Raw genomic sequence first — 14,169 nt, forward strand, 5'->3', positions numbered from 1 at the left:
AGGCCATGTCATGACTCAGCAGGAATACCAACGCCGTCGCCAGGCATTACTGGCGCAAATGCAGCCCGGCAGCGCCGCGCTGATCTTTGCCGCGCCGGAGGCGACGCGCAGCGCAGACAGTGAATATCCGTATCGCCAGAGTAGCGACTTCTGGTATTTCACCGGTTTTAACGAGCCGGAAGCCGTGCTGGTACTGATTAAGAGTGATGACACCCACAACCACAGCGTTTTGTTCAACCGCGTTCGCGACCTGACGGCGGAAATCTGGTTTGGTCGCCGTTTAGGACAGGATGCCGCGCCGGAAAAACTGGGCGTTGACCGGGCGCTGGCGTTTAGCGAAATCAACCAGCAACTCTTTCAGTTGCTTAATGGTCTGGATGTGGTGTACCACGCGCAGGGCGAATATGCGTATGCCGACGAAATTGTTCTGGCTGCGCTGGAGAAGCTGCGTAAAGGCTCCCGCCAGAATCTGACCGCGCCGGCCACCATGACTGACTGGCGACCGATCGTCCATGAGATGCGCCTGTTCAAATCGCCGGAAGAGATTGCTGTCCTGCGCCGTGCCGGGGAAATTAGCGCGCTGGCGCATATCCGCGCGATGGAAAAATGCCGTCCGGGGATGTTTGAGTATCAGCTGGAGGGGGAAATTCACCACGAATTTAATCGCCACGGCGCGCGCTATCCCTCCTATAACACCATTGTCGGCAGCGGCGAAAATGGCTGTATCCTGCATTACACTGAAAACGAAAGTGAAATGCGCGACGGCGATTTAGTGCTTATCGACGCAGGTTGTGAATATAAAGGTTACGCGGGCGACATCACGCGTACTTTCCCGGTGAACGGGAAATTTACGCCAGCCCAGCGTGAAATTTATGACATCGTTCTGGAATCGCTGGAGACCAGCCTGCGACTGTTCCGTCCTGGTACCTCTATTCAGGAGGTGACCGGCGAAGTCGTGCGCATCATGATAACCGGGCTGGTGAAGCTGGGGATTTTGCAAGGAGAGGTTGATCAACTGATTGCCGAAAATGCGCATCGTCCTTTCTTTATGCATGGCTTGAGCCACTGGCTGGGGCTGGATGTTCATGATGTCGGCGTTTATGGGCCGGATCGCTCCCGCATCCTGGAGCCGGGCATGGTGCTGACCGTAGAGCCAGGCCTCTATATCGCGCCGGATGCCGACGTGCCGGAAGCGTATCGCGGCATTGGCGTTCGAATTGAAGATGACATTGTCATTACCGAAACCGGTAATGAAAACCTGACCGCTGGCGTTGTGAAGAAGGCGGATGACATTGAGGCATTAATGGCGGCGGCGCGGCAGCAATGAGCGTCATTATCGTTGGCGGCGGCATGGCAGGCGTGACGCTGGCGCTGGCCATCTCTCAGTTCAGTCATGGGACGTTGCCGGTACACCTGATTGAAGCGAAAGCGCCTGAAGCCGACGGTCATCCCGGCTTTGACGCCAGAGCGATTGCGCTGGCGGCGGGCACTTGTCAGCAACTGGCGCGAATTGGCGTCTGGCAGGCGATTTCCGATTGCGCAACGGCAATCAACACCGTACACGTCAGCGATTGCGGTCATGCCGGGTTTGTGACTCTCGACGCGCAGGACTACAGTCTGGCAGCGTTGGGGCACGTTGCGGAGCTGCATGATATCGGGCTGCGTCTGTTTGCGCTCTTGCGTAAAGCGCCAGGCGTTACGCTGCACTGCCCGGAGCGCGTAGCCAGCGTGTCGCGTACCCAACAGCAAGTTAACGTCACTCTGGAAAACGGCAATGTGATAGCTGGCAGCGTGCTGGTGGCGGCTAACGGTACCCACTCCGCGCTCGCGTCAGCCTGCGGCGTTGACTGGCATCAGGAGCCTTACGAACAGTTAGCGGTGATAGCGAATGTCGCGACCGCTATCCCGCATCAGGGACGCGCCTTTGAACGTTTTACTCCCAATGGCCCGCTGGCGATGTTGCCGATGTCGCATGGCCGATGTTCGCTGGTTTGGTGTCACCCGCTCGACCAGCGCGATGAGGTGCTGAGCTGGTCCGACGCGCAGTTCTGTCATGCATTGCAGGCCGCGTTCGGCTGGCGGCTGGGGCGAATTACTCAGGCCGGTAAGCGCAGCGCGTATCCGCTTGCCCTTACTACGGCGGCGAAAGTGTTTACTCACCGGACTGTCGTGGTCGGCAATGCGGCGCAGACGTTGCATCCTATCGCCGGACAAGGGTTTAATCTCGGTCTGCGCGATGTCATGAGCCTGGCGGAAACGCTGGTCACGGCACAGGACGCGGGCGAGGATATTGGCGCCTGGCACGTGTTATCGCGCTATCAGCAGCGTCGTCAGGTTGACCGGGATACGACGATTGGCGTAACGAACGGTCTGGTCCATCTGTTTGCAAATCGTTGGGCGCCGCTGGTTATTGGGCGCAATATCGGTTTAATGGCGATGGAGTTATTACCGCCTGCGCGCGATGCGCTGGCACAGCGGACCTTAGGTTGGGTTGCGCGTTAAGCAGATCTGTAGGCCGGATAAGGCATTTACGCCGCCATCCGGCATCGTGTTCGTAAAAATGCCGGATGGCGGCTTCGCCTTATCCGGCCTACGGTTTGATTGTTCCGGTTTCCAGGAGTAAATAGTGCAAAGTGTTGATGTAGCAATAGTTGGCGGAGGCATGGTGGGACTGGCTGTCGCCTGCGGCTTGCAGGGGAGCGGTTTGCGCGTTGCGGTACTGGATCACGTTGTCCCCCAGCCGTTGGCGAACGATGCGTCGCCTCAGCTTCGGGTGTCGGCGATTAATGCCGCCAGCGAAAAACTGCTTACCCGTCTTGGCGTATGGTCAAACATTGTGGCGCGACGGGCAAGTTGCTACCACGGTATGGAAGTCTGGGATAAAGACAGCTTTGGCCGTATTACGTTTGATGACGCAAGCATGGGATATAGCCATCTGGGGCATATTGTTGAAAACAGCGTCATTCACTACGCATTGTGGCAAAAAGCGCAGCAAGCGGCGGATATCACCTTAATGGCGCCAGCAGAGTTACAGCAGGTCGCCTGGGGGGAAAACGACGCCTTCCTGACTTTAAAAGACGGCGCGATGTTAACCGCGCGTCTGGTGATTGCCGCGGATGGCGCCAACTCTTGGCTGCGTAACAAAGCGGATATCCCCTTAACCTTCTGGGACTACCGTCACCATGCGCTGGTAGCGACTATCCGCACCGAAGAGCCGCACGGCGCGGTTGCTCGCCAGGTGTTTCATGGTGAAGGTATTCTGGCGTTTTTGCCGTTAAGCGATCCGCATCTGTGTTCCATTGTCTGGTCGCTTTCTCCGCAGGATGCGGAGCGTATGCAACAGAGCGGCGACGAGGCGTTTAACCAGGCGTTGACTATCGCCTTCGATAATCGGCTGGGCTTATGCCGCCTGGAAAGCGAACGGCAGGTTTTTCCGCTGACGGGCCGCTATGCTCGCCAGTTTGCCGCGCATCGTCTGGCGTTGGTCGGCGATGCCGCGCACACCATCCACCCGCTGGCAGGGCAAGGCGTCAACCTCGGCTTTATGGACGCGGCCGAACTGGTGGACGATCTGCGCCGGCTCCAGCGCCAGGGCAAAGACATTGGTCAACATCTTTATCTTCGTCGTTATGAGCGTAGCCGTAAACATAGCGCGGCGATGATGCTTGCCGGGATGCAAGGTTTTCGTGACCTGTTTGCCGGCGAAAACCCGGCAAAAAAATTGCTGCGCGACATCGGGCTGAAACTGGCGGATACGCTCCCCGGCGTCAAACCCCAACTGCTTCGCCAGGCAATGGGGCTAAACGACCTTCCGCAATGGCTTCGTTAAGTGTCTGACTGCACGCCAGCAAGAGTTTGAAACCCGTCACACTTTGCTTTCCCGGCTATCGCGCCGGGGGGCTTTCCTCGTTTGAAATAATCTAATTTCACCGCTTATTTCGCATTATATTTTCTCATGCCACTATTTTTGGTGAACGCGATTTTCGACATTTTTTCCGCATTTAATATTAATTTATGTTGTGGTAAATCGTATCAGCTTCCTTTTTATGACGGTTATTTAGCGTAATAGTGGTTTTTTGTGCTGATGGGATTTTAGCGTTTTTTAGTCATAAGCTAATGTGATGGTAAATTCAGCCTTATGGTTTAGCGCCTGGTTCGGTGGTAAGTTCAGGAGCAAGAGAACGTTTGCGTCGGCGCAGGAAAAAGGGCGTCGATGCCAGGTTTCGTGGCGAAGATTTCCCATGAAAATGGTTGTTAGCCCCCGCTAATTCAACGAGGAAAAGATGGCCCAACAGACGCCTTTGTACGAACAACACACGCTATGCGGCGCCCGCATGGTCGATTTTCATGGCTGGATGATGCCCCTGCATTACGGCTCTCAGCTTGATGAACACCACGCTGTGCGCACCGATGCCGGGATGTTTGATGTATCGCATATGACCATTGTCGATCTTCATGGCAGCCGCACCCGGGAGTTCTTGCGTTATCTGCTGGCAAACGACGTCGCGAAGCTAACGAAGACGGGTAAAGCCCTCTACTCCGGTATGCTTAACGCATCGGGCGGCGTGATTGATGACCTTATCGTCTACTACTTCACTGAAGATTTCTTCCGTCTCGTTGTTAACTCCGCCACCCGCGAAAAAGATCTCTCCTGGATTACCCAACACGCTGAACCTTATGCCATCGACATCACCGTTCGTGACGACCTGTCGCTGATTGCGGTACAGGGGCCGAATGCGCAGGAAAAAGCGGCGACTCTGTTTACTGACCAACAGCGCCATGCAGTAGAAGGTATGAAGCCGTTCTTCGGCGTTCAGGCGGGCGATCTGTTTATCGCCACCACCGGTTATACCGGCGAAGCGGGCTATGAAATCGCCATGCCGAATGAAAAAGCGGCGGATTTCTGGCGTGCGCTGGTGGAGGCGGGCGTGAAGCCGTGCGGTCTTGGCGCGCGCGACACGCTGCGTCTGGAAGCAGGCATGAACCTGTACGGTCAGGAGATGGATGAAGGTATCTCTCCGCTGGCGGCTAATATGGGATGGACTATCGCCTGGGAACCTGCTGACCGCGACTTTATTGGCCGTGAGGCGCTGGAGATGCAGCGTGAAAAAGGCCATGAGCAGCTTGTCGGTCTGGTGATGACCGAGAAGGGCGTATTGCGTAATGAACTGCCGGTGCGTTTTACCGATGCGCAGGGCAATCAGCAAGAAGGCATTATCACCAGCGGGACGTTTTCCCCAACGTTGGGCTACAGCATTGCGCTGGCGCGCGTTCCGGCGGGCATCGGCGAGACGGCGATTGTACAAATTCGTAACCGTGAAATGCCGGTAAAAGTGACTAAACCTGTTTTTGTGCGTAACGGCAAAGCCGTCGCGTGATTCATCCTTTTTTGGAGATTAATTGATGAGCAACGTACCCGCAGAACTGAAATACAGCAAAGAACACGAATGGCTACGTAAAGAAGCGGATGGCACTTACACCGTTGGCATTACTGAACACGCTCAGGAGCTGTTGGGCGATATGGTTTTTGTTGATCTGCCGGAAGTCGGCGCGACCGTAAGCGCGGGCGACGACTGCGCCGTGGCGGAGTCCGTAAAAGCGGCGTCCGACATTTATGCGCCGGTAAGCGGCGAGATCGTGGCGGTAAACGATGCGCTGAGCGACTCCCCGGAGCTGGTGAACAGCGAACCGTATGCCGGTGGCTGGATCTTTAAAATCAAAGCCAGCGATGAAAGCGAACTTGAATCGCTGCTGGATGCCACCGCGTACGAGGCATTGTTAGAAGACGAATAATGTTGTGCCGGATGGCGCTAATGCTTATCCGGCCTACTCACTGCAACGCGAATGATTTTGCGTATTCGTTTTCGCACGCGTAGGCCCGGTAAGCGTCAGCGCCACCGGGCAATTGAGTTAGAGACAATCACGATTCACTGCACGTTTCAGGAACCATCGCCCATGACACAGACGTTAAGCCAGCTTGAAAACCGCGGCGCTTTCATTGAACGCCACATCGGACCGGACGCCGCACAGCAACAAGAGATGCTGAATGCGGTTGGCGCCGAGTCGTTAAACGCGCTGACAGGTCAGATTGTGCCGAAAGACATTCAGCTCGCGACTCCGCCGCAGGTTGGCGAGGCGGCAACCGAATATGCCGCACTGGCGGAATTAAAAGCCATCGCCGGGCGTAACAAGCGCTTCACGTCGTACATTGGCATGGGCTACACCGCCGTGCAGCTACCGCCGGTTATCCTGCGCAACATGCTGGAAAATCCAGGCTGGTACACCGCTTATACCCCGTATCAACCGGAAGTCTCTCAGGGGCGTCTGGAAGCGCTGCTCAACTTCCAACAGGTGACGCTGGACCTGACGGGGCTGGACATGGCTTCCGCCTCGCTGCTGGATGAAGCGACCGCCGCCGCTGAAGCGATGGCGATGGCAAAGCGCGTCAGCAAACTGAAAAATGCCAACCGGTTCTTTGTCGCCTCTGATGTCCATCCGCAAACTCTGGACGTCGTGCGTACTCGCGCCGAAACCTTTGGCTTTGACGTCATTGTGGATGACGCGGCGAAAGCACTGGATCACCAGGATGTGTTTGGCGTGCTGTTGCAGCAGGTTGGCTCCACGGGCGAAATTCACGATTACAGCGCGCTGATTAGCGAACTCAAAGCCCGTAAAGTGATTGTCAGCGTCGCCGCCGACTTTATGGCGCTGGTGCTGCTTACCGCGCCGGGTAAACAGGGCGCGGACATTGTTTTCGGCTCTGCGCAACGCTTCGGCGTACCGATGGGGTACGGTGGCCCGCATGCGGCGTTCTTTGCCGCCAAAGACGAATTTAAACGCTCCATGCCAGGCCGTATTATCGGCGTCTCAAAAGATGCGGCGGGCAATACCGCACTGCGCATGGCGATGCAGACTCGCGAGCAGCATATCCGCCGTGAGAAAGCGAACTCCAACATTTGTACCTCGCAGGTGCTGCTGGCTAACATCGCCAGTCTGTATGCCGTTTATCATGGACCGGTTGGCCTGAAACGCATTGCGAATCGTATCCACCGCCTGACCGATATTCTGGCGGCCGGTCTGCAACAGAAAGGCTTAAAGCTGCGTCATGCGCACTACTTTGACACGCTGTGTGTGGAAGTAGCTGATAAAGCTGCGGTACTGGCGCGTGCGGAAGCGGCAGAGATCAATCTGCGCAGCGATATTCATAACGCGGTGGGTATTACGCTCGATGAAACCACCACCCGTGAGAATGTGGCGCAGTTGTTCAATGTTTTGCTGGGCGACAGCCACGGCCTGAACATTGAAACACTGGATAAAGACGTGGCGCTTGATAGCCGTTCCATTCAGCAAAGTATGCTGCGTGACGATGCGATTCTGACGCATCCGGTATTTAACCGTTACCACAGCGAAACCGAGATGATGCGCTATATGCACTCGCTGGAGCGTAAAGATCTGGCGCTGAATCAGGCGATGATCCCGCTGGGTTCCTGCACCATGAAGCTGAACGCCGCCGCCGAGATGATCCCTATCACCTGGCCGGAATTCGCTGAACTGCATCCGTTCTGCCCGCCGGAACAGGCGGAAGGATATCATCAGATGATTAGCCAGCTTTCTGACTGGCTGGTGAAACTCACCGGGTACGACGCCGTCTGTATGCAGCCTAACTCCGGCGCACAGGGGGAATACGCGGGGCTGCTGGCGATTCGTCACTATCACGAAAGCCGCAACGAAGGGCATCGCGATATCTGCCTGATTCCGGCCTCTGCTCACGGCACTAACCCTGCTTCTGCACATATGGCAGGAATGCAGGTGGTGGTAGTCGCCTGTGATAAGAACGGCAACATCGACCTGGACGATCTGCGGGCAAAAGCAGAACAACATGCTGCGAACCTTTCTTGCATCATGGTGACCTATCCGTCCACCCACGGCGTGTATGAAGAAACGATCCGTGAGGTGTGTGAAGTTGTGCACCAGTTCGGCGGTCAGGTTTACCTTGACGGCGCGAACATGAACGCTCAGGTCGGCATTACCTCACCGGGCTTTATTGGCGCGGACGTTTCGCATCTTAACCTGCATAAAACTTTCTGCATTCCGCACGGCGGCGGTGGCCCAGGCATGGGACCGATCGGCGTGAAAGCGCATCTGGCACCGTTCGTACCGGGCCATAGCGTGGTGCAAATCGAAGGCATGTTAACCCGTCAGGGCGCGGTTTCTGCGGCGCCGTTCGGTAGTGCCTCTATCCTGCCAATCAGCTGGATGTACATCCGCATGATGGGCGCAGAAGGCCTGAAGCAGGCAAGTCAGGTCGCGATTCTTAACGCTAACTACATTGCCAGCCGTCTGAAAGATGCCTATCCGGTACTGTATACTGGTCGCGATGGCCGTGTGGCGCACGAATGTATTCTTGATATTCGCCCATTGAAAGAAGAAACCGGCATCAGCGAGCTGGATATTGCCAAGCGTCTGATCGACTACGGTTTCCATGCGCCAACCATGTCGTTCCCGGTGGCGGGCACGCTGATGGTAGAGCCGACGGAATCTGAAGGTAAGGCTGAGCTGGATCGCTTTATCGATGCGATGCTGGCTATTCGCGCAGAGATTGACCAGGTGAAAGCGGGTGTCTGGCCGCTGGAAGATAACCCGCTGGTGAACGCGCCGCACATTCAGAGCGAACTGGTCGCCGAGTGGGCGCATCCGTACAGCCGTGAAGTTGCCGTATTCCCGGCAGGCGTGGCAGACAAATACTGGCCGACGGTGAAACGTCTGGATGATGTTTATGGCGACCGCAACCTGTTCTGCTCCTGCGTACCGATTAGCGACTACCAGTAATTTACTGATTCGACTGTTTTCTAAAGGCGCTTCGGCGCCTTTTCAGCTTGTTAATAAAGTGCGTTTTGTTTATGTCGGATGCAGTGTGAGTGACTTATTCAGGCTACAAAGTGTTACTAATTCAATATATTACAGTAAATCGTTGGCTCCTGTCAGGCAACCTGGCGTCTGTATCAGTGTATTAGCCAGAATTAAATTATCGGTTTTTTAGAGCCTAATGATTCATTGTGCATCATTTTTACCTTGCTGTTATTTAATCAAAACAACACAGTATATTTACATGTAGTTACAAATAGTTTCTCTCCGGAATCGTTATTTACCTCTCAATATAGTTACAAAAATTTCCGTATATTAAATTCATCAAGTTATTAATTTTAATTATAAATTAAAAACAAACATAAATAACGTAAATATTTATTAACTTAGCGCTTTGTTTTTTTATACCTGGAGGGAATAATGAAACGATTTATATTTCTGCCATTAATGACATATTTTCTATTAATGAATGCAATGGCAGCTAACGGAGAAAATAAGCCCAGTAATCTATTAGGTGCACCAGTTAATACCGCTATTTCTGGTGGTTCAGTATTGCCGGAAGGAAAGTTATTAACCGCCGTGAATAGCTCATTTCGCGATAAAGATCATCAAATCGAGGGGCACGGAAGTCCGGATGTTTACTCCCAGATATGGTTATTGAAGATTCGTTACGGTTTGACCGACAGACTGGAATTATCAACTGTGGGTTCCTATATCAATAACAAACGAGACAATCTGTCTCCTGAGCACATAGAGGGAATGGGCGACCAATCGGTGGGGGTCAATTATGCTTTAATGAGCCAGCGAAGAGGTGATCCGTTTTGGGTTACGGTAGGTGGGGCAGTATTACTACCCACCGGGCAAGATGGAGATAATCATTTGCCTGGGAATAGCGCCTGGGGAGGAAGAGTAACACTCACTTTAACAAAATTATTTACTCCTAACATTAAAGGGGATATGGGTTTTGTATATCAGGGACCATTTGAGCGCGGTAACCAGGACGTGAAACGAGGTAACGAATTCCAGTGGAATACCCAGGTACGGTATATGTTTAGCGATTTACCGCTGGATCTTGGTCTGGAAAGTGCCTACAGCAATAATGCCTCTGGAACGAAAAAACTGTCTAATGGCAGCGTAATTAATAACCATTCTGGAACTACCGAATGGGTTGTTGGTCCGTCATTTAATATTGCCGTCGATTCACTGAAATTATGGTTTGGTGCCGGAGCCTTCTTCCCGGTAATGCAGGAAGCGAAGTCGCCAACCAAAATGGAAGATGTACGCTGGGAATTTAAAATAGGTAAGACCTGGTAAGACTCGTTCAAAGTGTTACCCGCCGACTGGCGGGTAACGTGCAGGAGTTAAAGCTTCTCGCCGTTGCTGGCAATCACCTCTTTGTACCAGTTGAAGCTTTTCTTACGCGAACGCGACATATCGCCCGTACCGTCATCGTGCTTGTTCACGTAGATGAAGCCGTAGCGCTTGCTGTACTGACCGGTGGTGAACGACACGCAGTCGATGCAGCCCCACGGCGTGTAGCCCATCAGGTCGACACCATCGTAAGTCACCGCTTTTTTCATCTCTTCAATATGGGCGCGCAGGTAGTCAATTCGGTAGTCGTCGTTGATGCCGCCATCTTCTTCTACTTTGTCGTAAGCACCAAAACCGTTTTCGACAATAAACAGCGGCTTTTGATAGCGTTCGTACAGTTCACACAATGAATAACGCAGGCCCACCGGGTCAATCTGCCAGCCCCAGTCAGAGGTTTTAACATAGGGGTTCGGTACGCTGCCTTCAAAACCGGAAATCGCATCGCCGCTACCGCCTTCGGCTTTGACCGCGTTGGTCATGTAATAACTGAAACCAAGATAATCGCAGGTGCCTTCGCGCAGCACTTCAAGATCGCCATCGTCCATTTTGATGTTAAATCCGCGGCGCTCCCACTCGTTCAACACATAGGACGGGTAATAGCCGCGCAGCTGCACATCGGTAAAGACGTAGCGTTCACGCATCGACTCCTGAGCAAACATCACATCTTCTGGTTTACAGGAGAAAGGATACAGCGCGACCATCGCCAGCATACAACCCACTTTCATCTGTGGATTAATACGACGTGCCGCTTTTACCGCCAGCGCGCTGGCGACAAACTGATGATGTAAGACCTGATACATGGTTTCTTCTGGATTCTCATGCTCGGTATACACCACGCCGGAACAGCAGTAGCCAAACAGCGGCGCGCGCCAGTTTCGCTGGTTGTTAATTTCGTTGAAGGTCATCCAGTATTTGACCTTATGTTTGTAGCGTTCAAACACGACTTCAGCAAAACGGACAAAGAAATCAACGACCTTACGATTGGTCCAGCCGCCGTAGTGCTGTACCAGATGTAATGGCATTTCAAAGTGGGAAAGGGTGATGACCGGTTCGATGTTGTATTTGAGCAATTCATCAAACATGTCGTCGTAGAATTTCAGACCGGCCTCGTTTGGCTGGGATTCGTCGCCATTCGGGAAGATACGCGTCCAGGCAATAGAGGTACGGAAGCATTTGAACCCCATTTCGGCGAAAAGACGGATGTCTTCTTTGTAATGTCCGTAAAAATCCACCGCCTCGTGGTTCGGATAGTATTTGCCAGCAACGACATTCTGGGTGATTTCGCGTGGCACGCCGTGTGCGCCGCCGGTTAGCACGTCGCAGATGCTGGGGCCTTTACCGTCTTTATTCCAGCCGCCTTCAACCTGGTGTGCGGCAACCGCGCCGCCCCATAAAAAATCTTTTGGCAGGGTGAGTTTTCTCATTGTTGCATAATCTCAATTTATTTAGTCTGTTATCATTCATTCTGCACCAAATGGCATGTAAAGCGTACGCAAAATTCCAGGATGCTCGCGTGTCGGGACAAGAACACATTCAGATCGTAACATCCACTTCAAGGGGCCATATTCAGGGGATAACCACATGCAGCCAAACGACATTACTTTCTTTCAACGTTTCCAGAATGACATTCTGGCAGGGCGTAAAACCATCACTATTCGTGATGCCTCCGAGTCCCACTTTAAAGCAGGCGATGTGCTACGCGTGGGACGGTTCGAAGATAATGGCTATTTTTGCACAATCGAAGTGACAGGAACGTCAACTGTGACGCTGGATACGCTGAACGAAAAACATGCGCAACAGGAAAATATGTCGCTTGATGAGCTGAAACGGGTCATTGCTGAAATCTATCCCAACCAGACGCAATTTTATGTGATTGATTTTAAATGCCTTTGATAAACATGAACGCGTGTTAGTTGAGTTTTTGTAGTTAACTTATTGAATAATAAACAAAATTTAATTTTGCGAATTTATTTTAGCTAACATGTGTTCACTGGAACCATTCTCAGTTACGCTAGAGGCGCAGTTCATCGTTATGAACGTTTCTCCGGAGTAAGTTATGGTGCAAAAACCATTAATGACGCAGGGATATTCGCTGGCTGAGGAAATCGCCAACAGTATTAGCCACGGCATTGGATTGGTATTTGGTATTGTCGGCCTGGTGCTGTTGTTGGTTCAGGCGGTAGAGGCGAATGCGGGTATGACGGCTATCGCCAGCTACAGTTTATATGGCGGGAGCATGATCCTGCTTTTTCTTGCCTCAACGCTTTATCATGCCATTCCTCATCAGCGGGCAAAAATCTGGTTAAAGAAATTTGATCACTGCGCTATCTATCTGCTCATTGCCGGAACCTATACGCCATTTCTGCTGGTAGGTCTGGATTCGCCGCTGGCGCGCGGACTAATGATTGTGATCTGGAGCCTGGCGCTATTCGGTATCCTCTTCAAGTTGACGATTGCGCACCGATTTAAAGTGCTTTCACTGGTTACGTATCTGGCAATGGGCTGGCTGTCGCTGATAGTGGTTTATCAGTTGGCGATTAAGCTGGCGATAGGCGGCGTGACGCTGCTGGCGGTAGGTGGCGTCGTTTACTCGCTGGGCGTAATTTTCTATGTTTGCAAACGCATACCTTATAACCACGCTATCTGGCATGGCTTTGTGCTGGGCGGCAGCGTGTGCCACTTCCTGGCCATCTATTTGTATGTGGGACAGGCGTAATTCCCGGATGCCCGTGCCGGATGGCGGCGCTGTCGTACCTTATCCGGCCTACGAGAGCAGCACGTGCGAGCCTGATGGCGTTGCGCTATCAGGCTATCCGGCTTTTAACGTGATATCACTCTTCCAACGAGTAAGGCAGCGGGACGATATGCAGGGTGTTGGCATCGTCGCGAACACGGAAGACGCTTTCGGCTTCTAAATCGTTATTCATGACGGCCTGAACCAGTAACTGACCGTCGTCTAACTGCGTCGCCGCCAGAATAGCGCCGGTACGACGCCAGTTCTCGCCCATCTGTAGCTCCAGATCTTCTCCTGCTTCCGGTACCCGGCTGGCTTTGCCCGCCAGCAACCAAAGCGCGCGTTTATTGGCGCCGCGGAATTTTGCCCGTGCGACCATCTCCTGTCCGGTGTAGCAGCCTTTCTTGAAGCTGATGCCGCCCAGCGCCTGTAGGTTAGTCGCCTGGGGGATAAACTGACCGCTGTTTGCCGCGTCAATCACCGGAATGCCTGCTTCAATATCCAATGCCAGCCACTGTTGGCTGTTATTCAGTTCGGCTTCGCCATGTAACTTCTCCGTTAACATGTTGGCCGTCGCGACATCGGTGACAAGCAGGAATCGTTCCGCAGGATGTTCAAACCATAGCAGCGTGGAGGCGCCGTCTCTGACCACCTGATTTTCGCTATTGGGCAGTTCGCTAAAGACATTAGCCAGCGCCGCGCGGGCCTGAAAACCGGCCACGCCAAGCAATACGCGCTCGTCATCCGGCGCGATGACCACTTTGGAAAATACGGCGTACTTTTTCAGCTCCGTTAATTGCGCTTCACGCACGCTACGGCGTTCAATCCAGGCGAAACCGTCGCGCTCACGGAACAGGCGCAGAGTGCTCCACATCTTACCTTTAGCATCGCAGTGGGCGGCGAGAAGGTGTTGCTGTTCAGTCATCTGGCTTACGTCAGCGGTGACCTGGCCCTGAATATACTTTTCACTGTCTACGCCGGTGATGGACGACAGCGCCCAGTCGTCAAGCGCGATCAGCGTCAGCGGCAGGCGGGCTGACGATGAAGGATGACGTGGCGGAAAGGAGATAAAAGCCATAAATAATGTCCTGGTTAGCTGCAACAATAATGGTTAATGGTAAAAGAGCCATCGGTCATTGCAAGTGCTTTAAATAGCCCATTGAGAGCGGATTGATCGTTTTGCGAGGCGGTATCCAAAA

General features: G+C 53.2%; 11 protein-coding genes. 9 read left to right on the forward strand and 2 right to left on the reverse strand.

The window, feature by feature from the left end; all coding sequences use genetic code 11:
* Positions 1–10: 10 nt before the first annotated feature.
* The 7 genes from pepP to NA986_RS08215 all read left to right on the forward strand — a co-directional run bounded on the left by pepP (position 11) and on the right by NA986_RS08215 (position 10,179).
* Entirely contained in the window at positions 11–1,327 is a 1,317-nt protein-coding gene (gene pepP, locus NA986_RS08185; protein WP_000193681.1) for a Xaa-Pro aminopeptidase, read from the forward strand.
* Positions 1,324–2,502, forward strand: coding sequence for a 2-octaprenyl-6-methoxyphenyl hydroxylase (ubiH, locus tag NA986_RS08190; RefSeq protein ID WP_198910075.1), 1,179 nt, complete (start codon positions 1,324–1,326; stop codon positions 2,500–2,502). The genes pepP and ubiH overlap by 4 nt, the downstream gene beginning before the upstream one ends.
* A gap of 124 nt (positions 2,503–2,626) precedes the next feature.
* Positions 2,627–3,829: an FAD-dependent 2-octaprenylphenol hydroxylase gene (gene ubiI / locus NA986_RS08195; RefSeq protein WP_001192149.1), complete on the forward strand. Its 1,203-nt coding sequence runs from the start codon at positions 2,627–2,629 to the stop codon at positions 3,827–3,829.
* A 454-nt stretch (positions 3,830–4,283) separates the two neighbouring features.
* Entirely contained in the window at positions 4,284–5,378 is a 1,095-nt protein-coding gene (gcvT, locus tag NA986_RS08200) for a glycine cleavage system aminomethyltransferase GcvT (protein ID WP_000068738.1), read from the forward strand.
* 25 nt (positions 5,379–5,403) lie between these two features.
* Positions 5,404–5,793 carry a glycine cleavage system protein GcvH gene (gene gcvH, locus NA986_RS08205; protein ID WP_001295377.1) on the forward strand — a complete coding sequence of 130 codons (390 nt, stop codon included), beginning with the start codon at positions 5,404–5,406 and terminating at the stop codon, positions 5,791–5,793.
* A gap of 162 nt (positions 5,794–5,955) precedes the next feature.
* Positions 5,956–8,829, forward strand: a complete 2,874-nt coding sequence (gene gcvP / locus NA986_RS08210) for an aminomethyl-transferring glycine dehydrogenase (protein WP_000194964.1) — start codon at positions 5,956–5,958, stop codon at positions 8,827–8,829.
* A gap of 456 nt (positions 8,830–9,285) precedes the next feature.
* Positions 9,286–10,179, forward strand: coding sequence for a transporter (locus tag NA986_RS08215; protein WP_023216366.1), 894 nt, complete (start codon positions 9,286–9,288; stop codon positions 10,177–10,179).
* 47 nt (positions 10,180–10,226) lie between these two features.
* Here NA986_RS08215 and bglA read toward each other — a convergent pair whose 3' ends face one another.
* Positions 10,227–11,660, reverse strand: a complete 1,434-nt coding sequence (bglA, locus tag NA986_RS08220; protein ID WP_023216365.1) for a 6-phospho-beta-glucosidase BglA — start codon at positions 11,658–11,660, stop codon at positions 10,227–10,229.
* Between the two features lie 157 nt (positions 11,661–11,817).
* On the opposite strand from bglA, the gene yqfB reads away from it, so the two are divergent.
* Both yqfB and trhA read left to right on the forward strand, forming a co-directional pair.
* Positions 11,818–12,129 carry a N(4)-acetylcytidine aminohydrolase gene (yqfB, locus tag NA986_RS08225; RefSeq protein WP_023216364.1) on the forward strand — a complete coding sequence of 104 codons (312 nt, stop codon included), beginning with the start codon at positions 11,818–11,820 and terminating at the stop codon, positions 12,127–12,129.
* 163 nt (positions 12,130–12,292) lie between these two features.
* Positions 12,293–12,952, forward strand: coding sequence for a PAQR family membrane homeostasis protein TrhA (gene trhA, locus NA986_RS08230; protein WP_000250289.1), 660 nt, complete (start codon positions 12,293–12,295; stop codon positions 12,950–12,952).
* Positions 12,953–13,067: 115 nt separating this feature from the next.
* Here trhA and ygfZ read toward each other — a convergent pair whose 3' ends face one another.
* Entirely contained in the window at positions 13,068–14,048 is a 981-nt protein-coding gene (ygfZ, locus tag NA986_RS08235; protein ID WP_000874170.1) for a tRNA-modifying protein YgfZ, read from the reverse strand.
* Positions 14,049–14,169: the final 121 nt, after the last annotated feature.

Source organism: Salmonella sp. NW177 (assembly GCF_051811585.1).
Classification (GTDB): Bacteria; Pseudomonadota; Gammaproteobacteria; order Enterobacterales; family Enterobacteriaceae; genus Salmonella; species Salmonella enterica.

Coding starts and splice junctions, on each gene's coding strand:
- pepP (WP_000193681.1), top strand. CDS start 11: ATGACTCAGCAGGAATACCAACGCCGTCGCCAGGCATTACTGGCGCAA.
- ubiH (WP_198910075.1), top strand. CDS start 1,324: ATGAGCGTCATTATCGTTGGCGGCGGCATGGCAGGCGTGACGCTGGCG.
- gcvT (WP_000068738.1), top strand. CDS start 4,284: ATGGCCCAACAGACGCCTTTGTACGAACAACACACGCTATGCGGCGCC.
- gcvH (WP_001295377.1), top strand. CDS start 5,404: ATGAGCAACGTACCCGCAGAACTGAAATACAGCAAAGAACACGAATGG.
- gcvP (WP_000194964.1), top strand. CDS start 5,956: ATGACACAGACGTTAAGCCAGCTTGAAAACCGCGGCGCTTTCATTGAA.
- NA986_RS08215 (WP_023216366.1), top strand. CDS start 9,286: ATGAAACGATTTATATTTCTGCCATTAATGACATATTTTCTATTAATG.
- bglA (WP_023216365.1), bottom strand. CDS start 11,660: ATGAGAAAACTCACCCTGCCAAAAGATTTTTTATGGGGCGGCGCGGTT.
- yqfB (WP_023216364.1), top strand. CDS start 11,818: ATGCAGCCAAACGACATTACTTTCTTTCAACGTTTCCAGAATGACATT.
- trhA (WP_000250289.1), top strand. CDS start 12,293: ATGGTGCAAAAACCATTAATGACGCAGGGATATTCGCTGGCTGAGGAA.
- ygfZ (WP_000874170.1), bottom strand. CDS start 14,048: ATGGCTTTTATCTCCTTTCCGCCACGTCATCCTTCATCGTCAGCCCGC.